The sequence below is a fragment of the Aquimarina sp. BL5 genome, assembly GCF_003443675.1.
Taxonomy (GTDB): domain Bacteria; phylum Bacteroidota; class Bacteroidia; order Flavobacteriales; family Flavobacteriaceae; genus Aquimarina.
Map to the genome: position 1 here is coordinate 5361348 of NZ_CP031963.1, position 24489 is coordinate 5385836.

Here is a 24489-nt window from a genome sequence, read left to right on the forward strand (position 1 = left end):
TGCCCCAAGGTAGTTGACATTATAAAAAAAATGCATCTCAATCCGATTGAGATGCATTTTTATAAGTTAGTTATATAATTCTATTTTTCTCCCTGAATACCAATTAGGTCAAGCTCGAAAACTAAATCTGCATTAGGAGGAATAGGTCTTCTACCTCTTTCTCCATATCCCAAATGAGAAGGAATAAATAAAATAGCTTTATCTCCCACTTTCATTTGTTGAACCCCTTCTTTAAAGCCAGCAATCATTTGAGCTTCTGGAGAATAAGGCATTTGCATAGGAGCATATCCTCTTGGATCGCTTGCTCTACGTTGATCCCAAGTTCCCTTTTCTTTTGCTACTTCTTCGATATTTGTATCAAATATTTTTCCGTCAGAGAAATATCCTTGATAGTAAAGATTCACCATTTGTCCTTGTTTCGGCTGTACTCCATCTCCTTTGTTGATGAAATATATTTCTAAACCACTTTCTAATTTTGTAGCTTTCTCTTTTAATTCAGTGAATCTAGCAGCTGTTTTAGCATTTTGTTCTTTTAAAATTCTTTCTTTTTCTAGTTTCTCTTCTTCTAAAGCTTTTAGTTTACTTTCAAAAATTGCATTAGCGTCAAATGCTTTAGCGTCCTTTCCTTTTCTAATAATATTTACTTGTTGCATTTTTACTTCAGAAACTGGTTTATCACCGGGTTTCTTTGTTTCTATAACTCCAATACTATCTACTACATCTTGTCCAGAAACGATTTCACCGAAAACGGTATGCTTACCATTTAACCAAGGAGTTTCTTTAAGAGTGATAAAAAATTGACTTCCATTTGTTGCTGGACCAGAATTAGCCATGGATAAGATACCTTTAGACTTATGAGTTAATGAGTCTACAATTTCATCTGGGAATTTATATCCTGGATCTCCAGTTCCGGTCCCTAGAGGGTCTCCGGTCTGAATCATAAAATCTTTTATAACTCTATGAAATATGATCCCATTATAATATTTTTTTCCTTTGTATAAACTGTCTACTAAAGTATTGGTTCCTTCTGCCAGAGAAACAAAATTAGCTACGGTCAATGGTGTTGCATCGTGGTGTAATTTTGCAATAGCAGTTCCTTTATTGGTAATAATTTCTGCATAGATTCCATCTCCAAGTTCAGGGTATTTTTCTTCGCAATTAGTAAAAGTTAATGCGATAAGTGCTAAAAATAAAAGACTTAATTTTTTCATTTTTTTGTTAAGGTTTAATTTTCTTTTGTTGATTGTTTTGTGATTTTATTAAGTGTTACTCTTGATATTAACGGAATATTTGTCCCAATCTTATGATCATCTCCATAATAACCGTAAGCCTGATAAGATGGGAATAAAAATGTTACTATTTCTCCTTCTTTCATTAGTTTTAAGCCTTCTCTTAGTCCAAAAAAGAGATCTTCTTGGTCAATAGAATAGGTTACAGTATCTATCTCTTTTTGATTATAAATGACATTGCCATTTAGATTTTTTACATCATAATTGAAATTTACAATATCACCAAACTTTGGTGTAATAGAAGAAATGGTATCTTTTTTCTCGTAATAATACCAGAAACCGCCATCCGATGAAATATAATTATTTAATGAATCCTTTTTAATAATTTTTTGAATTCGCGCTTCTTCTCTAGCAGTAAGCTCTTTACTTCTATTTATAGATTCATTAATGAATGACCCTGATGAAATACTAATTGGTTTTCTTGCTTCTGGCGCTTTACAAGAAAAAAACAGTGTAAAAACACTTAAGAATAGGAGGAAATGTCTCATGAATTTAGGGCATTTTTATAAGAAGGTAATATACTAATAAATTTCTCAACAGTTTCCTTAATAGAAAGATTGCTTTTCCCGCCAGCAGCGTTGTGATGACCTCCTCCTTCGAAATGATTTCGAGAGAACTCATTTACGGAAAAATCACCCTTAGAACGGAGAGAAATTTTTATAATATTCTCGCCTTTATTTTCAATAAAAATTAAGGCAAAAATTATTCCCTCTAAAGATAGTCCCATATTAACAAATCCTTCTGTATCACCTTTCTTAAAATTATGATCATCTAATTCTTTTTGTGATAACGTGATATAAGCGGTTTTATATTCCGGAAGTACTTTTAGGTTTTTTAATGCTACTCCTTGCAATTGCAATCTGGAGTACGAATTGGTGTCGTAAATATTTTCGTGAATTCTAGTATTATCGGCGCCCCGATCAATTAAATCTGAAATTACTCTATGTGTGGTACTGGTTGTGGATCTAAATCGAAATGAACCCGTATCTGTCATAATACCAACATAAATACAAGTAGCGATATCGGCATTTATTTTATCAAGATCACCTAATTTTTCTATAAAATGATAGATCATTTGGCAAGTAGAACTCATACCAACATCACTATAGGTGTATGTAGCGTAATCGTCTGGTTGTTGGTGATGATCAATCATAATAAATGTCGTATCAGTTTGAATCAAAACATTTTCCATGTTTCCAGTTCTAGAGAAATGATTGAAATCTAAGGTGAAAATAATATCTGCTTCTTTAATTTTAGATACTGCAAGATCATTATCATTATCATACTTTACAATAGAATTCTCTCCAGGAATCCATTTTAAAAATTTCGGGTAATCATTAGGTGTAATAACAGTAGAATGATGACCTAATCCAGACAGATAATGATGTAATGCTAGCGTAGAACCAATAGCATCTCCATCTGGGTTTTTATGAGGAATAATAACAATCTTTTTTGGAGTGCTCAAAAGCACCTTTATTTCTTTAATCTCACTAGTATTCATAGATCAGCGAATATACTATTAATAAATAATATGATAATAAAGGAATTCTTAATTTTATGCTTTGCCACTACATTCTAAAAATGAAAACTTAAAACAGTATATTTTTATATTCTTTTTACAATCGATTATTCCTTTTGTCAAATAGTATCACAAAACGAAACTTCTGATTTTATTATTGCCTTTTGAAGTTATAATAAAAAGGTAATCTTCTGTCTTTTTTAAAAAGAGATTCAAAAAAAATCTAGATGTTTTTACTAGCGAAAATAATATCATATTCAAGGAAATAATTGAATAGTATCCTAAAAATTAGCATTTTTCGATTTGATTTTGGAGAAGACAGTACTTTCTGAGGATATTTCTTGTTTTTGACGCTTTTATCTATACTTTTGCACAAAATTTTGCATTTGGCCAAAATGGCCAAAAGAAATTTTAAAAGAATAGGTTTTCTTTTAAAATGGAAATAAGATAAAAACTAAATTTTAAAAATGGCAACAAATAGAACTTTTACAATGCTTAAACCAGATGCGGTAAGAAAAGGCTACATCGGTGCGATCCTTGAACAAATCACTGCTTCAGGTTTTAGAATTGTAGCAATGAAATTAACGCAATTAACTACTGATGATGCTAAAGCGTTTTACGCAGTGCATAGTGAGCGTCCTTTTTATGGAGAATTAGTAGAGTATATGACTAGTGGTCCAATCGTGGCTGCAATTCTTGAAAAAGAAAATGCTGTTGAAGATTTTAGAACCTTAATTGGTGCTACTAATCCTGAAGAAGCTGCAGAAGGAACTATCCGTAAGAAGTTTGCTACTTCGATCAGCGAAAATGCTGTTCACGGAAGTGATAGTGATGATAATGCTGCTATTGAAGGTGCTTTTCATTTCTCAGGAAGAGAGCAGTTTTAAGAAAATAATATAGTAGTGTTCAAAACCATCCGCTTGAAATCGGATGGTTTTTTTATTTTAAAGTACACATCTTCTTGATGCATTAATTTTTTAGTACAATATTCAGTTCCATATCATACATCATAATAGTTTCTGGAGGTATGGATCCATCAAAACTTCCTCGTTTTCCATAAGCTAAGTAAGAAGGTACGATCATCATAACTTTAGAGCCTTCATTGACTTGTTTAAAACCTTCTCTAACTCCTTCTAAGAGAGCTCTCATTGGGGAGGCAATTCCATAATCATTATTTTCTCTGTTGGATTCTCCAACAACTTCACCGGTTTCTGCGATACTGGTTTTGAAATGAAATATAACGGTATCTTCGTCCACCGGAATTAATCCGTCACCTTGATTAATAACGATGTAGTGTAATCCTGAATCAGTAGCTAATGCAGAAAGGTTGTTTTCTAATAGATAGTTCTCTATCCATTGCAATTCTGCATCCTTTTCTTCTTGAGTATATTCTAAATTGATAGGTTCTCCAGGATCAAAACCTTGATCATCGTCAGAACTGCAGGATAAAAAAAGGAAAGATAAAACAAATACTATAAATGTATTTTTCATAAGTTTTTAATTAAAAAAGGAATTGTGGTTTATTTTAAGTGTCTTGAATCCCATATTTGTTACCATCTAAGTTTACTTTTTTTTCTTTTTACGAAAAAAAAATGTAAAAATTAAGGCAATGTATAAGTTTGAGATTACCGTGATTTTTATAAATCGGGTGCAATAATACTTTTTTGCACAGTAATAAATAGAAAAAGTTTCCTTTTTAGATGAAAGTTAAGTGTACTCGTCCAAGAAACTAGGAAGGAAATTATATAGTATAGTCTAAATCAAGTATGGAGTTTGGAATACTTTTCAATACTACCAAAACACTCTAAAACTTAGATTAGGAGTAATACCCAAAGCAAAAATATCCGAATTAACAAACCTGTTGTCTAAAGAATTAGTAGTTCTAAATTCTCTATTCAGTAAGTTTTCTCGATCATATAAATTTAATACAGACAGTCCCAATCGGTATCTAACATTAGGAGTAGATCTTATGTCGAAATCATAAATAGCAGAAAAATCAAGTCTGTGATATACTGGCAGATTATTTCCGTTGATTTCTCCAAAGTCTAATAGCACCAGATTTCCGCTTTCATCAATTCCAGAAACATTAGTAAAAGCTTTACCGGTATGCCATAACCAGCCAAGAGAAAACTGAAAGTTATTGATCTTATAGAAGTGTGACCATTTTATAGTATGCTCTATATTCCAGTTGCCAGGAAAAGATTCGTTATTGTTGATATCTTCAAACTTATTTTGGGTATTAATGTATGAATAACTAACCCAAGTTTTATAGTTTTTAAAACGTTTCTTTAGAAAAAAATCAATTCCATAAACCCTACTTTCGCCAGTATGGTAAGTGTTATCTATTGGATTGATAAAACCAGCCGTAAGTGATGTAATATCATCTATTTGCTTATAGTAGGTGTCTATATCAAAGTACCATTTGTTTTTCTTAAAGCTGCTTCCTAAAGTGAATTGATAACTGGTGATTATAGGGAACTGTTCTTTGTTGGCTAATGTCCAAACCTGATTCTCCAAAGATAGATCGCTGACCACAGATTCTCTGATCTGACTAACAGCTTGACTACGATATTCTCCAGTGGCATTAACTTCCCAATATTTAGATAAGTTTTTCTGTATGAAAACACGAGGTTCGATAAATGATTTGTCCAATTCCGCATAGTGGTTCAAACGCAACCCAGCAGAAAAATAAAAGTTTTTAGGGGTTTCATATGTATACTCTCCATAGACTGCATGTGTATTCAGAAAACGATCATCTTGATCCAGAATTAGTTCATATTGTGGAGTAGTCGTTACAAATGCATACTTAATCGCATTGTTAGAAAATTGGTACCCACCAAGAATCTTTTGGCTATCAGATAATGAGTAATTGAGATCTAAAGCTGCACCAAAATCCTTTACACTATTCTTTTTGCTTTCGATTTCGGTTGTGGTTCCTGATTCTTCGGTTATGAATTGATAGTTTAGCAGATATCTTGTATAATATCCACTACTTTTAATACTTAATTTATTATTCCAAATGTGTTTCCAGCTTATGTTGTATCCTTCGTTCTCAGTTATTAGGTTATCATTAAAAGACATAAGATCATCACTTCGCTTAAAATCAAGATCATTTTTGCTATAAAGCATATTCGCTTCAATTTTATCGAAATCAGAAAGTTTGGCAATTAAATTAGCGTTGTAGTCAGCGTAGAAAAAATCATTTTTAGCTTCATTAAGAGGGTTAGTTTCTGCGATAGTTGTGTTCTGAAAAACACGATCCGCAAATTGTTTATAGGTAAATGTTTCCAAAACATCTGAATAAGAACGTCTTCCGGATACTTGTAATGATAATTTATTTTTTATAATTGGAGCGTGAACAACAGCATCCGCATTGATCATATTAAAACCGGCTCCTCCCGTAAAACGTTCTGCAACCTCATTTTCAGTTTTGATATCAATTACTCCAGATATTCTATCTCCATATTTAGCACTTACTCCACTTTTCGAAAAATCAACTTCTTTTACTACATAAGGATTAAAAGCGGATAGCATACCAAAAAAGTGTCCTTGATGATAGGTTTTGATTCCATTCCAAAGGACTAAATTTTGATTAGGAGCACTACCACGTACATATAATCCAGATGCAGTTTCGAATGGACTATTAACACCTGGGGTCAATTGGATACTTTGCAAAATATCTGGCTCTGTAAGTCCAGGTAATATCTCAATATCCTTCAAATCAATATTTACCACTTTTTTATTTAGAGTAATTCCTTTAGTAAGATATTCTTGGATAACGACTTCATCTAGTGTTTCTATAGTATTGATAAGATAAATCTTTATACAATCGTTTTTATTAACAAATTCTGAAGCATTTAAAACTTTCTGCCTAAATCCTGGTGCGCTGATTAAAATTGCAGAATTAAAAGGAACTTCTAAATTTTCAAAATACCCTTTTTCGTTTGTATTAATATTGATTCTGGAGGCCTTGAAGAAGACTCTGATTTTTTCTAAGGGTTCCGAATTCTCATTATAAATATAACCGCAGACACTAACAGTATCCTTTTTAGCGTATTTTCTAATAGTTATAAAGTTTTCTCCTGTGACTTCAAACTTTAATTTTGATTGTTGTTCTAGACTATCAATAACCTCTTCTAAGTTAGTTTCCGTATTAGTCTGTAGAGATACTAGTTTATTAATGATAGTTGCATCAATGTATGAGAACTTTACATCGAATTGTTTTTCTAAAGAAGGAATTATTTGAGATAGTGGTTTATTTTGAGCATCAATGATGTTTGTTTTTTCTTGCGAAAAAACAGATATATTCCACAAAAGTATGCATACACATAAAAATCTCGTCATGCTCTTAATTTTCTACTACCACGGTCTTACCGTTTTGCAATAGTTGGTATTGCAAACCTAAGGTACTAAAAACTGTTTTAAGGGCAACATCTATATCATTATTAGGAAAAGTTCCGGTGTAAATTATATCAGTATCTATATTTTTTGTGTCGATAGCGATATTGTACTGATCCTCTAACTCTTTAAAAACATAGTGTAGCGGAACACTTCTAAACGAACTTGTATTAGAAATCCAGGAAGGTTCTAGTGCGTCAAAAGTCCAATTCTCTGAAGCGGTACGGGCAATTTTTCTATATCCTTTTCCTGCTGTAAGAACTGTATTGTCTTGTCCACTTGTAACACTAACTCTTCCTTCATAACAAACTGCTTCAAAAAACGAAGCTTGTGATTGTACATTAAACTCAGTTCCTAATACAGAAACATCTCCATTAATTGTTGCTACCGTAAAGGTACTTCCCTTTTTTACTTTAAAATAAGCTTCCCCGTCTAAAGATACAGTTCGGTTAGTATCCCAATTGTTTTTGTCAAAACTGGCTTCAGATTTAGCATTAAGTATCATTTCCGAACCATCAGGAAGCGTAACCGTTAATTGTTCTCCAAAAGAAGTTGTAAAGGAATCATTAGAATTGAATAAGAATAATCCAAATATAATTACAATGGAAGCCGCTGCAGCGAAATATGGCCAAAGTTTAATAACAGGTTTTGTGTCTTTCTGAGAATGAGTATTTCTTTTTGATTTTACAGTGTTTAAAGCTTTATCTACATCATACGTTGTTAGATCCAAAGCATCAGCACCAGCCATAATCTTGTTGTAATGAGTGTACTCCGGATGGGATTGGAACTCCTTAAGTTCCTCTGGAGAAAGTTCTCCATTTATCCATCTGGACAAGAATATATCATCTTTTTTATCGTCAAACATAATCTGCTTATATATAATAAAAACGTTTAAGTTTGGTATTACCCTACCTCCGTTTTAAATATTTCCAATTTTTTTTCTTAATGTTACTAGTGCTTTATGCATTAATTTCTCGATTGCTTTTACTGATACATTAGATAACTCCGCAATTTCTCTATATGTTTTTTTATCAATTCTGCTCAAAAGAAAAACTTCTCTTTGTCTATCAGGTAAATCAGCTATAGCATTTTTTAGTTTCTCCATATATTCTTTTTCGAGCATAACGAATTCTGGAGATTCATTGGTAACATCACTTTTTCGTTGCGTAATGTAATTTTGATGTTTAAACTTTACTTGCTGGTGACGTGCGATACTAATTCCAAGATTAGTAGCTATGGTATAGACATAGCTTTTTGCTTTATCTAAAGGAACCTTTGCACAATTATTCCATAATTTAATAAAAGAGTCTTGTACAATATCTTCTGCTTGATCAAGATCCCCGAATTTATAGTATAGGTAACTTCTCAAAAGCTTTGCATGACTTTTGAAAAATTGGTCAAAGGCTTGTTCATCACAAGTAGAGTTTTTACTGTCAGACATTTGGGGATTGATTTGTTGTCAAAACTAGATTTTTTTCTGATACGAAAAAAAATAAATCAAAAAAAATATGAAAGTAAGGGGTGGGGTAGTTGTATTCCTTGGCGTTTTATATGTGTTATAACACACAAAATATCTCAATTGAGTTTTACTTAATCTTTAATTAAAAAATTAAAATGAAAAATCTTAGAATACTTAGCCTACTCATATTAGGGCTTATGGTAATATTTACTTCTTGTGAAGAAAACGATGATACCGATCCAACAACAGAATGCCCTGAATTATCTTTTGAAAGAGATGGTGGGAAATTAATTGCAAATTTTGAAGAAATAAATAGTTTAGATGTTTACGAGTGGTTTGTAAATGATGAATTGATAGAAACCGAAAGATTAGAGGATCAACGCGATAATACCTTAGATATTTCTGAATATAATCCTGGAACTTATACTGTTTGTATCAAAGCAGAAACCCCTGATTGTCCAGCAGGTGTAGAGTTTTGTAAGGAAATAGTTGTAGGAGAAGATATGGAAGGTTGCCCAGAATTAAAGTTTACAAGAGATGGGGATTATCTAATAGCTGATTTTGAGGGTATTGATACACTAGAATTTTATGCTTGGCAAGTTACTGGAGAGACTCTTGATAATGAAGTTATTATAGAGAACGAGGGAACCGATAATCAAGGAGATAACAAGTTTTCTCTTGTTAATTTAGAAGAAGGAACGTATACTATTTGTTTAATTTCAGAAAGTCCAACTTGTACTAGTACAGAATATTGTGAAGAGATTTCTATCGATCGTAATGGACAGGATTCTTGCCCTGATCTAGCTTTTACAAGAGAAGGAGAATATTTGATAGCGGATTTTGAAGGTATAGCGGATTTAGGATTTTATGCTTGGAAGATTACTGGCGAGGTATTAGGTAATGAAACTTTAATAGAGAATGAAGGGTTAGATTTTCAAGGTGATAATAAATTTCTACTGAGTACACTAGAGGCAGGAAAATATACAGTTTGTCTTATCTCAGAAAGTCCAACTTGTACCCAAGCAGAACCTTTCTGTAAAGAAATAGAAGTTGGAGATACTAACAATGGTTCTTGTCCAGACTTATCATTTATCGAAGAAGGAACATTAATGTTCGCAAATTTTTCTGGAATTGATCAATTGGATGTATATGAATGGTTTGTTAATGGGACGTTAGTAGAAACAGAAAGTTTACAGAGTCAAGATAGAGATGATAAGTTAGATTTGTCTTCATATAATCCAGGAACTTATACTGTTTGTATCAAAGCAGAGACTAATGAGTGTCCAAATGGAACAGAATTCTGTAGAGATATAGTAATTCCAGAACCAGAGCCAGTAGATTGCTCTGTCTTTAAACTAGAGTATTTTGAAACTAATACTGCAGAATTCGTAAACGCGAATGGTGTAATTCTATTTGGTTTAGATAATAATTCTGTAGTTTGGGAAATCGATGGAAATCAAGTTACGCCAACAACAGCAACTGGACATTTTTTAATTCTACAAGACCACCTTACACAAACTGGAAGATATGAGATTTGTTACAAAGCAGAATCTTCTGAATGTGGAAGTTTACAAGAGTGTATACAAGTTGACTTTCAGGGGATATAGAAAAATAATTTTCAGTAAATCATAATTTTAGAATGATGAGGTTGTATCCTATTACAACCTCATTTTTTTTATTAGTGATCGGTCTAGGTGAATGAAAATTATATAGCAGTGCATTCAAAATTACTAATTGAACTAATCTCGTATTTCAGAGAGATCTCAGGTCCAATACCGCAAAGCTTGCTTGGGAATTTTAAAAACTATTTTTTATTGAATATCTCGTATACTCATATCGAGGTAATTTATTCCAAAAATTACTTTTTAACATTTTTTTTGAAGGAAGGGGTGGGGTATTCTTTTTTAACCGCGTTTCATTATTGTAGAGCCGATAAAAAGGTTCGGACAATTAATTATTGACAACCCCTAAAAATTATAACGATGAAAAAACTTAGTATTTGGTATGTAATGATCTTTGCATTACTGTTAGGATTTATTTCTTGTGAAGAGATTGAAGAATTAGAAAACTGTCCAGATGTTACTATTAATGTAGACAATGTTTCTGGTAGTGCGGTATATAGATTTGCTGCTCAATTTGATGGTATCGAAGATGTAAGACTTACTTGGTCTATTGATGGTGAAGAAATAGATACCGGTAATCTAGATGATATAGCAAATCAAATTTTCGAATATCAATTCGAAGAAGGGACATATACTGTTTGTGTAAAAGTAGCAAGCGATTCTTGTCCTATAGAAGTATGTAAAGAGATTGAAGTAGACATTGATGAAACAGATCCTTGTCCAGACTTATTCTTTGAAGCAAGACAATATGAAAGACCAAATAAATATAAGTTTATTGCAGATTTCCCAGGAATTGAAGAAACTCGTTATGAGTGGTTTATCAATGGAGAAGTAGTAAGTAATGATAATCAGAATGATGATAACTATCTGTTTTGGGAATTTAATGAGCCTGGTAGCTATGAAGTATGTATTATGTCTGAAACTCCTGAATGTCCTAATGGAACTTCGTATTGTAAGGTGATTGAAGTAGAAGAAGGAGATACAGAAGAAGATTGTCCAGAATTGTTTTTTATTGCAGAACAAGATGGTGATAACCCGGCATATTACTTCCAGGTAGAGTTTGAAGGTGCAGATCAATTCGAGTGGTTAGGATGGTTTATTAATGGAGAGTTTGTAGAGGATTCTAATAACGGAGACAATAACAGATTCTACTATCAATTCGAGCCAGGAAGATATGAAGTATGTTTAAAAACTGAAACTCCAGAGTGTCCACAAGGAACTTCATATTGCAAAATTATTGAGATTGAAGGTGACCCTAGTGTTTGCCCAGAATTATTCTTTGAGGCAGAACAAGATGGTAACAATCCTGCATACTATTTTTATCCAAACGCTTTTGATGGCATCAATGATGTAGTATTAGAATGGTCTATAAATGGAGAATATGTAGGAACTAGTTCTGGACACGATGATCCTTTTTACTATCAATTTAATTCAGGAAGTTATGAAGTGTGTCTTTCTGTTGAAACTCCGGAATGTCCAAATGGTACTACATTCTGTAAAGTAATAGAAATTGAAGAAACAACTTCGGATTGCCCAAATCTGAACTTCCAGATTGAACAAGAAGGAGATACTCCCGGATATAATTTCTGGGCAGAATTCGAGGGAATGAATGATATTTCATATGAATGGACAATCAATGGAGAAGTTGTGAACTCTGAAATTATAGGTAGTAACGATAGAGATGATTATTTATACTACCAGTTCGGATCAGGTACATACGAAATCTGTATCATTGCAGAAACACCGAATTGTCCTAATGGAACTACATTTTGTAAAACATTAGTGATCGAATAAAAAGGTTTAGTTAGGTTAGATTAATTAGGTTAATTCCCTGGGAGCATTGCCATTCTTCCAGGGAATTTTGTTTTACCAATAAGATATGTTAGATTGTGATCTAAAATAGATGGATAATTTATTTTATTCTGGGGGTGGGGTAGGCTGGTTTTCAGACGTTTTACTTATATAAAGACAAGTTATTTTGAAGAATTTCAATACATATATACAATTATCAATATTACTCTTTTCGATACTCTTTAGCAGTTGTGTCAATGATGACTCGTTCTTTCCAGAAGAAAATACAGATAATGTGATATCAAGTGCCGCCTTAGTAACGGTTCTTAATAATTTTGGTGATGCTACTAATTTTCCTTCCGAAAATGAACAGTGTTTTAAATTTGTATATCCAATTACCTTGGGATATAATACGAATTCAACTATCAGGATTGATAGTTACGAGGGGTTGGCAGATGTGATTTCTAGTCAAGGAGTTAATTTTAATGTTACCGGATTACAATTTCCGGTTCAGATTGTTTTTAGAAATACGGATGTTGAAGTTTCTATAACTAATGAAGCTGCTTTGCTTAACATATTGAGAGAATGTGAGTTTGACACTGTAAGAGACGAATTTGATCGCTTTTTTAACAACTGTTTTAAGTTGGATTATCCAGTAGTTTTATTAAATATAGATGGAAATGAAACAAATATAACTTCAGATGAAGAATTTGCGATTTTTTATCAAAATCAAGGTCTAACGTATCAACCTGAATTTAAATTTCCGGTAAATGTATTAGTAGCTCCAAATTTTGAGAGTACCTCTATAGATACTTATTTTGGTTTTTTCAGAATTACGGAATCTTGTGAGCGTCGTTGTCCTGAATTAAATTTTACTTTTGAAATAGAAGATCGCTTTAACCTAGGGTATCAATTTACAGCTGATTTTCCTGATTTAATAGTTTTAGGTACTTATGATTGGTTTGTAGATGATCAATTTATTGAGAGTGATGGACCAAATAATCAAGGGGATAATATATTAATACGTGATTTTGAAGCACCTGGTACTTATATTGTTTGTATAAAAGCAGAAACGGATAGCTGTCCTGAAGGCATAGAATTTTGTGAAACGATCGAGGTAGCAACCGTTTGTCCAGAATTGTTTTTCGAATCTGAACAAGAACCAGGAACATTGAACTATTCTTTTGTTGCTAATTTTGAAGGAATAGATGAGTTAACCTATCAATGGCTTATTGATAACGAGCTTATAGAGGAAGATGGAGGTGTTAATGGCGATAATATGTTTTTCTCTGAATTTTCACCAGGAGTTCATACTGTTTGTATAAAAACAACAACACCTTCTTGTCCGGATGGAAGGGAGTTTTGTAAAGAAATTGTCGTGGAACCGATCTGTCCAGATTTATCCTTTATAATAGAGCAAGAAGGAAATACAACAGGTTATAATTTTACAGCAAATTTTGAAAATATCGATACCATAATCTATGAATGGGAAATAAATGGAGATGTTATAGAACAGGATGGTGGTCAAGGAGGGGATAATATGTTGTTTTTCCAATTTGACCCAGGAACCTATGAAATTTGTATTAGAGCAGAAACTCCTACTTGTCCTGAAGGAACGCAATTTTGTGAAGAGTTAATAATTCAATAGTGTTGTCTTATTAAAGCTATAAAATTATTAGACTAAAATTTGAGATCTATTAGTATCATTCTTCCTAAATTCAGAAAAAGATAATTCTTCTTTGTAGTGTGTTAAAGAACTGTGTTCAGATCTTTATTTGTGTAATTTTGTAGCAAAGTAAAGGGAAATGAGATATCATACAAGAAAGATTGTAAAACCGGGTGATCTAAATCCAAATGAAACGTTATTTGGAGGTAGATTGTTAGAATGGATTGATGAAGAGGCTGCACTCTATGCAGTTATTCAGTTAGAAAGCAAAAGAGTTGTAACAAAATTTATGTCGGAAATAAATTTTGTAAGTTCTGCTGTTCAGGGTGACATTGTAGAAATAGGAATGGACGTAGTAAAGTTTGGAAGATCCTCTTTAATTTTAACTTGTGAGGTTAGAAATAAACTAACTCGAAAAGCAATTATTAAAGTAGAAAAAATTACTATGGTTAATCTGGATGAGAATGGAAAACCTGCACCACATGGTAAAACTAAAATTGAATTCGTAAGGGATAGGTTAGCGCAAAACTAATTTCTTAATCAGCTCTCTTCCGAGGCTTTCATTAAGATTGGTAATGATTTTTTCTTTTCCATAGCTTAGTTCTTCTCTAAGAACTGAAGAAGTAAGTTCTATATATAAGGTTTCTCTGTCTAGTTTAATGTTTCTGGTGTATTTATTAATAGCAGGACCCATAATTTGTTCCCAAACATCGCGTACCTCTACCTTGTCCAGGCCTTTCTGAAGTTTGTTTTCGCTCACAAAATCTTTGAGAACGTTGTTTATGCTTTGAAGATCATTTTGTCGCCTTGCCATTTATAATTCAATCTTTGTATATGGTTTGTAAAAGTAAAGATTTCCTGCATCATTCCTTATGATCATCTGGTTTTCTTTTGCAGAAATTAATGTTTCTTTCCAGATCGATAATGGAGTTTTATAATGCATTCTTAGGCTGTCGTTTTCGATAACTAAGGTAAATGTTTCACTATCTCTGGTCGCGATAAAATTACCGTTTAATCGTGGTTGTACTTTTTTGCGAATTCCTGTCATATTAGTTACTTCAAAGAAGTCAATGCTTTGATTAAAATTGTATTGTTTTTCCAAGCCGTCAGAAGTAATTACTTTTTCAATTTCCCAATACCCGTCAATATGTTTAATAAATGTTTCTGGATTTGGTTTTGAACATGAAACTAATAGTAATGCTATTGTATATACGATATATTTTGACATAAATTCGATTTTTTAATCTAATCCCAGCTTAATAATCTTATAAGATTGAGATATTTTTTTTACCACATTTTCTGTACGATCTGCATGAGTATCACTAATAAAAAGTTGACCAAAATTCTGATCATCCACAAGCTGTATTATATGTTCTACCCTTTTTTCATCAAGTTTGTCAAAAATGTCATCTAAAAGGAGTAGTGGATTTACCTTACTTTGTTTTTTGATAAAATCGAATTGGGCAAGCTTTAATGCTATCAAAAATGATTTTTGTTGTCCTTGACTTCCGAACTTTTTTATTGGATGCCCTTCTATTTCAAAAGATAAATCATCCTTATGCACTCCTACGCTTGTATATTGTAACATCCTATCTTTTGCTAAGTTTTGTTCCAAAAGCGTTAGTAAATCATTTTCTGATAATTTACTTTGATAACTTAGTGCAACAGATTCTTTGCCAGAGCTAATAGCTTCATAACGATTTATGAAAATAGGTATAAATGTTTCTAGGAAAGTAGTTCTCTTCTCATGAATGATACTACCAAGCTCATTCATTTGTTGATTGTAAATTTCTAAAGTAGTTGCATCAAATGTGTTGTTAGCAGCAAAATACTTTAATAGAGAATTACGTTGAGAAACAACTTTAGCGTATTTTAATAAGGTAGAAAGATATGCAGTATCACTCTGAGAGATTACACCATCTATAAATTTACGACGGGTGTCACTTCCATCTGTAATAAGGTCTCTGTCCGCAGGAGAAATAATAACTAGTGGAAGAAAACCGATATGTTCACTAAAAGTGTCATAGGCTTTGCCATTTCGTTTTATTACCTTTTTTTGTCCCCTTTTTGCACTAACAATTACTTTTTCTTCTCGATCTGATTTTTCATACAATCCCTCAACTACAAAAAAATCAGCGTCATGTTTTATGTTTTGACCTGTAATTGGGTTGAAATAGCTTTTCCCAAAAGATAAATGATAAATAGCATCAAGGATATTAGTTTTTCCTACTCCATTGTGTCCAACAAGGCAATTAATCTTATCATCAAATTCGAAATTAACGGATTCAAAATTTTTATAATTGATTAAGGAAAGTGATTTTAGAATCATAAATTACTGATCATCAGTGAGTAGTGACTTTTTTGAAATTCTCAAATAAGAAGTGCAAAATATTGAAAAATAACAAATATTTTCGCTTTTAATTATGAATAAAAATTTTATTTTTGCCGTTCATTAAATATAATTTATGGCAACTTATAAGAAACGAGGATACAAACCAAAAAATAAAGCAGAAGAGGTAGAACAATTAGAAGACAATTCTACAACTGCTGAGGTATTTAATACTTTAGATGAAGGTGCTTCCCGAACTGAAGAATGGGTTGCTGCTAATCAAAAATATATATTTATCATTGTTGGTGCTATCGCTGTTGTAGTTTTAGGATATCTTGGATATCAGAAATATATTCAGGAGCCAAAAGAATTAGAAGCATCTAATGAGATGTTCAAAGCACAGCAATATTTTGATAATGCAGTAAATGGTAATACTACTCTTAGCGATTCTTTATATACATTAGCTCTTAATGGAGGAGAAGGTAAATACGGGTTTTTAGAAATCATAGAAAACTATAGTGGTACTAAGGCATCTAACTTGGCCAATTATTATGCAGGGTTTTCATACCTAAATATGAACAAGTATCAAGAAGCTATTGATTATCTTGATAAGTTTAAGAGTGATGACGAAATGCTTGGTCCTTTGGCATTAGGAGGAATCGGTGATGCATTTGCTCAGTTAGATCAAATGGGTGAAGCTTTATCTTATTATGAAAAAGCGGCAAAAGCTAAGAACAATGAATTTACAACTCCTAAGTTTTTATTAAAGGCGGCGATCACTGCAATTTCATTAGGGAAACCAGAAATAGCAGTTACATACCTAGAAAGAATAAAAGAAGAGTTTTCTAAAAGTGTAGAAGCTAATCAAGCTGATGTACACTTAGGAAGAGCTCAAGGAATGCTTAAGTAGTTTACAGTTGTTGGTTTTTAGTTCTTAGTTTTTAAAACAAAGTCATAGAAACTATCAACTACTAACAATAAACGGTCAACCAAATATGGCTACAGAAAATAAAAATTTATCTCAATACGATAAAACAACAATCCCAAACTCGAAAAATTTTCGGTTTGGGATTGTTGTTTCAGAATGGAATGACACAATTACTGAAGGTCTTTTTCAAGGGGCTTTTGATGCTTTAATAGACTGCGGAGCTATCAAGGAGAATATTGTAAGGTGGAATGTACCAGGAAGTTTTGAGTTAATCTATGGTTGTAAAAAAATGCAGGAATCCTACGATATGCTTGATGCGGTAATAGCTATTGGTAGTGTTATTCAGGGAGAAACAAAGCATTTTGATTTTGTATGCGACGGAGTCACTCAGGGAATTAAGGATTTAAATATCCAGAGTGATATTCCTGTAATCTTTTGTGTTCTTACTGATAATAATATGCAGCAATCGATTGATCGATCAGGTGGTAAACACGGTAATAAAGGTACAGAGGCTGCTATCGCTGCGATAAAAATGGCACAATTACGAAAAGATGCTAAGTTCTAGGAAGGGATATTACACGCTTTCTATACTACCTTAACTTTTTATGAATCCTAAAAATGGCATTATACTTGATGTTGATATTTTCAATGTTATTGTAATGCTAAAAGCTTTAGATTACTATGCATTTTAAGTATATTTGGATAATATAAAAAGAAAGGAGCATCACGTGAAATTAAGTATCCCTAAGAGAAAAACAAATCGAAGATATAACTATACTCCAAGGTATTACGAAGGAAAGAGTAAAGGAAATATTTATGATTTCGAAAATAGAATTACTAAATATCGTGAAACTAGAAATGCAATTGACTTCGGATCTCAATGGAGTGAAGATCGAAAAGCTAGCAGAAATAGAGGCAATCGAGAAATAAATCGAAGAGTTATTTATGTTGCATTTGTACTAATCTTTATCTTTTTATATTTAATTGATTTTGATTTATCCATATTTACTGCCCGACAATAAATGTCAGATATCATCCAACTATTACCGGATCACGTAGCCAATCAAATAGCTGCCGGAGAGGTGGTGCAGAGACCGGCTTCCGTAGTTAAAGAACTATTAGAAAATGCGATTGATGCCAGAGCTACTCATATAAAATTGATTGTTAAAGAAGCTGGAAAAACACTTATCCAAGTGATTGATGATGGTTTAGGTATGAGTGTCACAGATGCTCGACTCAGTTTCGAACGACACGCAACTTCCAAAATAAAAACAGCAGAAGATCTTTTTCAACTCAATACCAAAGGGTTTAGAGGAGAAGCACTTGCATCTATTGCAGCGATTGCTCATGTGGAGTTAAAGACCAAACAGGAAGATGATGAGGTCGGAACAGAGATTAAAATAGAAGGTAGTGAAGTCGTTTCTCAAGAAGTTTGCGTTACACCAAAAGGAACTTCTATTAGTGTTAAGAATTTATTTTATAACATTCCTGCACGCCGTAATTTTCTGAAATCAAATGCAGTAGAGCTACGTCACATTATTGATGAATTTCATAGAGTAGCGATGGTACATGCTGATATTAAATTTGACATGTATCACAACGGAAGTGAGGTTTTTAGTTTACCAATTTCTAATTGCAGACAACGAATTGTCCATATTTTTGGAGGGAAAACTAATGAGAAACTAGTTCCGGTTGATGAAGAAACCGATTTAGTAAGTATTACAGGATTTGTGTGCAAGCCTGAGTATGCAAAACGTACTCGAGGAGAGCAGTTCTTTTTTGTAAACAATAGGTTTATTAAAAGTGCTTACCTGAATCATGGAGTGAATTCTGCATTCGAAGGATTACTGAAAGAGAAAACACATCCTAGTTATTTTATTTATCTAACAGTAGATCCAATATCAATAGATATTAATATTCACCCTACAAAAACTGAAATTAAGTTTGATGATGAACATGCGTTGTATGCAATGTTGCGATCTACGATAAAACATAGTTTAGGACAATTTAATGTTGCGCCTATATTAGATTTTAATAGAGATGCATCTATGGATACTCCGTATGAGTATAAAAGTAAAATGGTGAAAACGCCAACCATAGAAGTTGATCGAAATTTTAATCCTTTTAAAGAGGAAAAGAAAGAAGATTCATCATTTTCTTCTGCCAAAAGTTATTCTAGTTTTAAGAAAGAATCTACAGGTAGTTGGGAAAATTTATATGCTGGTCTGGATACTACAGAAATACCGTCTAAACCTACTGAAAGTGAATTTTCTTCCATACAGTTTGAAAGTTCTGAGGTAACCGGTTCTTTATTTAATAGTGATCAGGAAGCCGCATTGGAGCATAATACGACATATCAGCTAAGACGAAAATATATTGTGACTACTATTAAAAGTGGTATGGTGATTATTAATCAACACAGAGCACATCAGAGGATATTGTATGAAGAGGTGTTGCGCAATATTACAATGGCTAGTGCTGTAAGCCAGCAGTTACTATTTCCTCTAAAGTTATCTTTTTCTAAACAAGAAATAGCGTTGTTAAAGTCTGTGCGCGAACATTTAGAAAATACTGGCTTTGTTTTTGGAGATATTGCAGGAGAAGAAATATCTATTTCTGGTATACCTACCGTAACTACCGAAAGTGAAGTTTCTGTACTCTTAGAGAAGTTAGTTAGTGATATAGAACAGGAAGTACCTGATAGTGGATTTTCTTTAACTGATTTATTGGCAAGATCTATTTCAGGGAGCATAGCTGTGAGAACAGGAGTGGATCTAGCCAAAGAGCAACAACAGCATATAGTAAATAGTCTTTTTGCTTGCACAGAACCAACAGTAACACCAGATAATAAGCCAACTTTCATCACGTTAACAGTAGATGATATAGATAAAAAATTTTAAAAGTAAATGAGGGGAATTTCACCAGCTGTAAAGCACATATTAATTATTAATGTAATTTTTTGGATAGGAACAATATCTTTAGGAAGAGGAGTTTTATTTGAGAACCTTTTTGCCTACCATTTTGTTATGAGTGATTTGTTTAAGCCTTGGCAGGTTTTTACGCATATGTTTATGCATGCAGGATATGTTCCAACTCCAGGAGGTGGAGAGACAATTTATTTTCAGCATATATTATTTAATATGTTCGGTCTTTGGATGTTTGGAACGCCAGTTGAGAAGTTTTTAGGAACAAAGAAGTTTGTGTTTTTTTATATTTCCGCAGGTTTGGGAGCTTTATTAATACACGCTGGATGGGATTATTTTCAGTTTCAGTCAGAACTTACTTCCTTAGTAAATGCTGGTTTTGATAAGGAATCAGTTTTGGGGATACTTAACGAGGGACATATGACTCATCCAGAATATGATAAATGGGCATTAGTTCTAGGTGATGATGGATTTCAAAGTCTTGGAAGAAATTTCATGGGTACTTTGGTAGGTGCTTCTGGAGCTTTAATGGGAGTACTGGTCGCTTTTGGTGTTTTGTTTCCAGAGACACCGTTAATGTTGATATTTCTTCCTATACCTATAAAAGCAAAATATTTTATTCCTGCTATACTCTTATTAGATCTATTTTCTATGCTGTCAGGATATTCCATTTTTAGCCCATCAAATACGGCTTATTTAGCTCACTTAGGAGGAGCTCTGTTTGGATTTATGATGGTTTGGTACTGGAAAAAGAATTCGTTTAATCAAAATCGTTGGAACTAATGTCGCAGATAGACGATTTAAAATTGAAGTTTAAGAGATTTACTATTATTGAGAAATTGATAGTAATCAATATTGTTGTATTCGTATCTTTTTACCTGTTAAATACGTTTGCTTTCTTGTTTAATGCTTCTAGTGGCTTTTTGATGGATTGGTTTGTCTTTCCAAAAGAGTTTAGTAGCTTTTTGACACAACCTTGGTCCATTATAACGTATGCTTTTTTACATAGTGGTCTTTGGCATATTGCATCCAATATGATTATCCTTTATTTTTCAGGAAGATATTTTGTCTCTTATCTTACAGGAAAGAGAGTGTTAACTGTTTATTTTCTGGGAGCAATTTTTGGAGCAGTACTTTACATGCTATCTTATAATTTATTTCCGGCTTTTTCGGAAGTAGGTGATTCAGTATTGTTAGGAGCTTCTGCTTCGGTTATGGCAATATTGATAGCCATAGCAACGTATATACCTAACATGAGCATTAGATTAATGTTTATAGGTAGTATTAAGTTCTGGTGGATAGCGGCTTTTTTTGTTATAATGGATCTTATCCAAATACCTGCTAGCAATGCAGGTGGTCATATCGCTCATCTCGGAGGAGCATTATTTGGTTATTTGTATGCTAGTCAGTTAAAGAAAGGCAATGATATAGGAAGTTGGTTTGAGAAGTTAATGGATGGAGTGGTAAGTCTTTTTAAGCCAAGAAATAAAAGTCCTTTAAAAACAGTGCATAAAGCTAAGAAACCAAGAAACACTACTAAAACAACAACTTCCTCAACTACTAAAAACCCCAATCAAGCTCAGATAGACGCAATACTTGATAAAATTAGTAAAAGTGGTTACGATAGCTTAACCAAACAAGAAAAAGACTTTTTGTTTAAAGCGGGCAAAGATTAATCATGAGAAAACTGGTTAATAAGATTATATTTTTTATCAATTCGGTAGTGGCTTTTGCATTATTGATGTCATATTTATTGCCATATATTTCTCCGCAAACATTTCCGTTATTATCTGTATTGAGTCTTACTGTACCCATTTTAATTGTTATTAACGTTCTTTTTCTGTTGTATTGGGCAATACTCTTAAAACGTAAGATGTTATTGTCATTAATAGTGCTAATTCTTGGAATTTCTCATGTATCTTCTTTATATAAATTAAGAGGAAAATCATCTGATGAAATTAGTGAAAGTACACTTTCATTGTTCAGTTTTAATGTCCACGCTTTTAATCGGTTTAAATGGATTGATTCGGACATCATACCAAAGGATATTTCTAAATTGGTAAGAGATGAGAACCCTGATATTTTTTGTGCACAAGAGTTTTATAATAATCCAGATATAGATTTTAAGCAATACGATCATAAGTATGAATACTTTCATCACGGTAGTCAAGAATTGGCATTAGTTATTTTTTCTAAATATCCGTTTATAAATAAAGGCTCGCTAAGTTTTAAGAAGACTGCCAATAATGTGATTTTTGCCGATATTGCGACGCCGTCTGATACTATTAGAGTGTACAATGTCCATTTACAATCTCACGGAATTAGTACTAAAACTCATGATTTAGCGAAGGCGGATTCTCAGAAGTTGTTCAAACGGATACAAGTTTCCTTCAAAAAACAACAAAGCCAAGCAGAACAGCTTATCGAGCATATGAAATCATCACCATATAAGAATATCGTAATGGGTGATTTTAATAATACAGCATATTCGTATATATATGACAAGATAAAATCGGAAAACCTTCAGGATACTTTTAAGGAAGCAGGTAAAGGGTTCGGGAAAACCTTTAATTTTGAGCTGTTTCCGGCCAGGATCGATTTTATTTTAGTTCCAGAAGATACTGAAGTAGTAGATTTTAAAAGTTTTGATATAGAACTTTCTGATCACTATCCTATATTTTCAAGAATCAAACTATAGCTTATAAAATATAAAGATTGCTTTAAACATATAACGGGGATTAGCAAGCACACTTGATCTTAAAGCTTTATTTATTTTCTAAACGAGTAGCTTTATTTTTTATACTTTTCTCCCAATCATCGGCAAAAATAGCGTGGCCATTTTTTGTCATTAGTTTCATTTTTTCTATTACAGCTTCTTGTATTTGTATTGGAAAATTATAGAGTTTCTTGCTAATTTTAGTAATTCTTCCATCAGAAATTTCACTGTTCTGATGTTTAATAGTTACTCTGCTTTTTTTATAATAAGCTATAATTTTTACTCTACCATCTTCATACATACTATGCGTAGTGGTGCCATATACTATTATAGGGTCTACTTCACCGTCACCATCAAGATCTGATAATTGTGAGTATTGATTCCAGAAACCGATTGAAGTTTCCCATTCTTGATCTATCTCACCTTTAATTGTTGATCTTTTCTTAAATTGATTTTTTTCAACTCTTAAGTTTAACCCATATATATTATCGTATAAGGTATCTTTTTCTTCGTTTACGACATTTTTATGGTCAGTTAGTAACAAATAATATTCACCTGATTTGTCTTTATAATTATATGCTTGGTATAATGGGTTAGAAATACCTAATTGAATCTGTCTCCTATTAGAGAAAATAGTATTCATCTCTTTTTTGGAAAGTTTTCTAGCCAGTGTTGTGTCCATGGGTATGGTAGCGTGTTTTTGTATGGGCAACACTTCAATGTTTTCTATTTGACTTTTAGAATCTTCCTTTGATTCTTTAGTTTGTTTTCCGCAAGAGAAAAAGGTTATTAAAACGGTAAAAAGTAGAAATCTATTCATAGGAAAACAGGGTTAAAAAGAAATATGTACAACTAGTTTTGTATTAAATGTAAAGAATATTTTCTAAATAAGCGCATTTACATCATCCAACAGTCTAATTGATCCGTTATAATGTGCCAGAGTAACCCTATAGCCACAACTCTTGTTTTTTTAGGAAATAATAAAATAGTATATATGATTATAGCGTATATACTGTGCAAAATGTGAAATCCAATACTACATCGATTTGGATCAAAAATTGGATCTGCCAATAAGTGATCAATATCAATCAACATGGTTCCGAGAAAAATGAGATATACTTTTTTCCATTGTTTAGGAAAGAAAAGTAAAGCAATAGCTAACGGTATTACAAAATGAAATCCGTAATGTATAATTAGTCGAAACATCAAAAAATTGATTGATTCTCTAGGTAGGTAAGCGCATTTGTTCCTTCATTAAACAATAGGTCTAAAATAGAAAGATTGGGAATGAAACCGTGTTTGTCCGAAAATACCTGAATGTATGTTTCTAGTTTATGCGTTTCTTGTTTTTTAGAATTCACTAAGATTCTCATATCATTCAGATCTTCTGGATCTTTTTTATAATCTTTAGTTTTGGTGTATGAAGAGCTTAATTGTAGGCAATCAAAAATAACCTCCATACATTCGTAATTGAAATCTAATAAAAAATCTTTTCTTTTTTCGAAAAGATGAACCATTTCATCTTCGTAATACTCAAAAAAAGGAGAGGTTCTGTAAGCGGATTGGATAGATTTCCAATGTATGGATTGCCACGGAAACTCATTTTCTACGCGTACATTCTTATACAATTGTTTAGTTCCATTACCTATGTGTTTTATGGGTATGGTCAATAAGAGTTTCCCATTTGCTCCATAGATATAGCTCCTATTTCGATACGTTTGCTTTTGGTAATTGTCCTGATGCTCAAAAACAATTGTATCCGATTGTGCTATTGCGACATATTGCTCAACAGATCCAAAATACATAGGATGAAGTAGGGTAGCTTTCAATAGTTAGAATTGTTTTTCG

25 protein-coding genes are annotated in these 24489 nt (G+C 32.5%); 12 read left to right on the plus strand and 13 right to left on the minus strand.

The window, feature by feature from the left end; genetic code table 11:
- Positions 1-80 precede the first annotated feature (80 nt).
- From D1818_RS22595 to D1818_RS22605, 3 genes are read right to left on the minus strand one after another with little or no spacing between them, the layout of a single operon-like run.
- On the minus strand, positions 81-1211 hold the full coding sequence (locus D1818_RS22595; protein WP_118462111.1) for a peptidylprolyl isomerase: 1131 nt from the start codon (positions 1209-1211) through the stop codon (positions 81-83).
- Positions 1212-1225: 14 nt separating this feature from the next.
- Positions 1226-1777, minus strand: coding sequence for a gliding motility-associated peptidyl-prolyl isomerase GldI (gene gldI, locus D1818_RS22600; protein WP_118462113.1), 552 nt, complete (start codon positions 1775-1777; stop codon positions 1226-1228).
- The gene (locus D1818_RS22605; RefSeq protein ID WP_118462115.1) at positions 1774-2790 is read right to left on the minus strand and encodes a bifunctional oligoribonuclease/PAP phosphatase NrnA; all 1017 of its coding nucleotides are present in this window, start codon (positions 2788-2790) and stop codon (positions 1774-1776) included. Before D1818_RS22605 ends, gldI begins: the two co-directional genes overlap by 4 nt.
- A 485-nt stretch (positions 2791-3275) precedes the next feature.
- Between D1818_RS22605 and D1818_RS22610 the strand changes: the two genes are divergently transcribed.
- Entirely contained in the window at positions 3276-3695 is a 420-nt protein-coding gene (locus tag D1818_RS22610; protein ID WP_027395629.1) for a nucleoside-diphosphate kinase, read from the plus strand.
- 82 nt (positions 3696-3777) lie between these two features.
- Here D1818_RS22610 and D1818_RS22615 read toward each other — a convergent pair whose 3' ends face one another.
- The 4 genes from D1818_RS22615 to D1818_RS22630 all read right to left on the minus strand — a co-directional run bounded on the left by D1818_RS22615 (position 3778) and on the right by D1818_RS22630 (position 8647).
- Positions 3778-4299, minus strand: a complete 522-nt coding sequence (locus D1818_RS22615) for an FKBP-type peptidyl-prolyl cis-trans isomerase (protein ID WP_118462117.1) — start codon at positions 4297-4299, stop codon at positions 3778-3780.
- A gap of 300 nt (positions 4300-4599) precedes the next feature.
- Positions 4600-7152 carry a TonB-dependent receptor domain-containing protein gene (locus D1818_RS22620; RefSeq protein WP_118462119.1) on the minus strand — a complete coding sequence of 851 codons (2553 nt, stop codon included), beginning with the start codon at positions 7150-7152 and terminating at the stop codon, positions 4600-4602.
- A gap of 4 nt (positions 7153-7156) precedes the next feature.
- On the minus strand, positions 7157-8071 hold the full coding sequence (locus D1818_RS22625; protein ID WP_118462121.1) for a FecR family protein: 915 nt from the start codon (positions 8069-8071) through the stop codon (positions 7157-7159).
- Between the two features lie 54 nt (positions 8072-8125).
- A complete protein-coding gene (locus D1818_RS22630; protein ID WP_118462123.1) occupies positions 8126-8647 on the minus strand; it encodes an RNA polymerase sigma factor in 522 nt (173 codons plus the stop codon).
- A 173-nt stretch (positions 8648-8820) separates the two neighbouring features.
- Between D1818_RS22630 and D1818_RS22635 the strand changes: the two genes are divergently transcribed.
- The 4 genes from D1818_RS22635 (at position 8821) to D1818_RS22650 (ending at position 14276) form a co-directional block, all read left to right on the plus strand.
- Entirely contained in the window at positions 8821-10272 is a 1452-nt protein-coding gene (locus tag D1818_RS22635) for a hypothetical protein (protein WP_147406113.1), read from the plus strand.
- A gap of 375 nt (positions 10273-10647) precedes the next feature.
- Complete coding sequence (locus D1818_RS22640) at positions 10648-12081, plus strand: hypothetical protein (RefSeq protein WP_118462127.1); 1434 nt, start codon at positions 10648-10650, stop codon at positions 12079-12081.
- Between the two features lie 184 nt (positions 12082-12265).
- Positions 12266-13726, plus strand: a complete 1461-nt coding sequence (locus D1818_RS22645) for a hypothetical protein (protein ID WP_120752410.1) — start codon at positions 12266-12268, stop codon at positions 13724-13726.
- 157 nt (positions 13727-13883) lie between these two features.
- Complete coding sequence (locus tag D1818_RS22650; protein ID WP_118462131.1) at positions 13884-14276, plus strand: acyl-CoA thioesterase; 393 nt, start codon at positions 13884-13886, stop codon at positions 14274-14276.
- On the opposite strand, the gene D1818_RS22655 is transcribed toward D1818_RS22650, so the two are convergent.
- Genes D1818_RS22655 through D1818_RS22665 form a run of 3 tightly spaced genes read right to left on the minus strand, consistent with a single transcriptional unit; the run spans position 14262 to position 16073 of the window.
- Positions 14262-14558 (minus strand): DUF721 domain-containing protein, encoded by a 297-nt coding sequence (locus D1818_RS22655; protein ID WP_118462133.1) that lies wholly within the window; start codon positions 14556-14558, stop codon positions 14262-14264. The genes D1818_RS22650 and D1818_RS22655 overlap by 15 nt on opposite strands.
- Positions 14559-14972: a lipocalin family protein gene (locus D1818_RS22660; RefSeq protein WP_118462136.1), complete on the minus strand. Its 414-nt coding sequence runs from the start codon at positions 14970-14972 to the stop codon at positions 14559-14561. It lies immediately after the preceding gene.
- A gap of 12 nt (positions 14973-14984) precedes the next feature.
- The gene (locus D1818_RS22665; protein WP_118462138.1) at positions 14985-16073 is read right to left on the minus strand and encodes a DNA replication/repair protein RecF; all 1089 of its coding nucleotides are present in this window, start codon (positions 16071-16073) and stop codon (positions 14985-14987) included.
- Positions 16074-16209: 136 nt separating this feature from the next.
- Between D1818_RS22665 and D1818_RS22670 the strand changes: the two genes are divergently transcribed.
- From D1818_RS22670 to D1818_RS22700, 7 genes are all read left to right on the plus strand, one after another.
- On the plus strand, positions 16210-16983 hold the full coding sequence (locus D1818_RS22670; RefSeq protein ID WP_118462140.1) for a tetratricopeptide repeat protein: 774 nt from the start codon (positions 16210-16212) through the stop codon (positions 16981-16983).
- Positions 16984-17068: 85 nt separating this feature from the next.
- Positions 17069-17566 carry a 6,7-dimethyl-8-ribityllumazine synthase gene (gene ribH / locus D1818_RS22675; protein WP_118462142.1) on the plus strand — a complete coding sequence of 166 codons (498 nt, stop codon included), beginning with the start codon at positions 17069-17071 and terminating at the stop codon, positions 17564-17566.
- A 163-nt stretch (positions 17567-17729) separates the two neighbouring features.
- A complete protein-coding gene (locus D1818_RS22680) occupies positions 17730-18023 on the plus strand; it encodes a hypothetical protein (RefSeq protein WP_118462144.1) in 294 nt (97 codons plus the stop codon).
- A complete protein-coding gene (mutL, locus tag D1818_RS22685) occupies positions 18024-19901 on the plus strand; it encodes a DNA mismatch repair endonuclease MutL (RefSeq protein WP_118462146.1) in 1878 nt (625 codons plus the stop codon).
- 6 nt (positions 19902-19907) lie between these two features.
- Positions 19908-20708 carry a rhomboid family intramembrane serine protease gene (locus D1818_RS22690; RefSeq protein ID WP_118462148.1) on the plus strand — a complete coding sequence of 267 codons (801 nt, stop codon included), beginning with the start codon at positions 19908-19910 and terminating at the stop codon, positions 20706-20708.
- The gene (locus D1818_RS22695; RefSeq protein ID WP_118462150.1) at positions 20708-21601 is read left to right on the plus strand and encodes a rhomboid family intramembrane serine protease; all 894 of its coding nucleotides are present in this window, start codon (positions 20708-20710) and stop codon (positions 21599-21601) included. Before D1818_RS22690 ends, D1818_RS22695 begins: the two co-directional genes overlap by 1 nt.
- 2 nt (positions 21602-21603) lie before the next feature.
- Positions 21604-22623 carry an endonuclease/exonuclease/phosphatase family protein gene (locus D1818_RS22700; RefSeq protein WP_118462152.1) on the plus strand — a complete coding sequence of 340 codons (1020 nt, stop codon included), beginning with the start codon at positions 21604-21606 and terminating at the stop codon, positions 22621-22623.
- Positions 22624-22690: 67 nt separating this feature from the next.
- Here the strand turns inward: D1818_RS22700 and D1818_RS22705 are convergent, their stop codons facing one another.
- The 3 genes from D1818_RS22705 to D1818_RS22715 form a co-directional block, all read right to left on the minus strand.
- Positions 22691-23461: a M949_RS01915 family surface polysaccharide biosynthesis protein gene (locus tag D1818_RS22705; protein ID WP_118462154.1), complete on the minus strand. Its 771-nt coding sequence runs from the start codon at positions 23459-23461 to the stop codon at positions 22691-22693.
- Between the two features lie 77 nt (positions 23462-23538).
- Positions 23539-23847, minus strand: coding sequence for a DUF6122 family protein (locus D1818_RS22710; protein ID WP_118462156.1), 309 nt, complete (start codon positions 23845-23847; stop codon positions 23539-23541).
- The gene (locus D1818_RS22715; RefSeq protein WP_118462158.1) at positions 23847-24470 is read right to left on the minus strand and encodes a WbqC family protein; all 624 of its coding nucleotides are present in this window, start codon (positions 24468-24470) and stop codon (positions 23847-23849) included. Before D1818_RS22715 ends, D1818_RS22710 begins: the two co-directional genes overlap by 1 nt.
- Positions 24471-24489 lie beyond the last annotated feature (19 nt).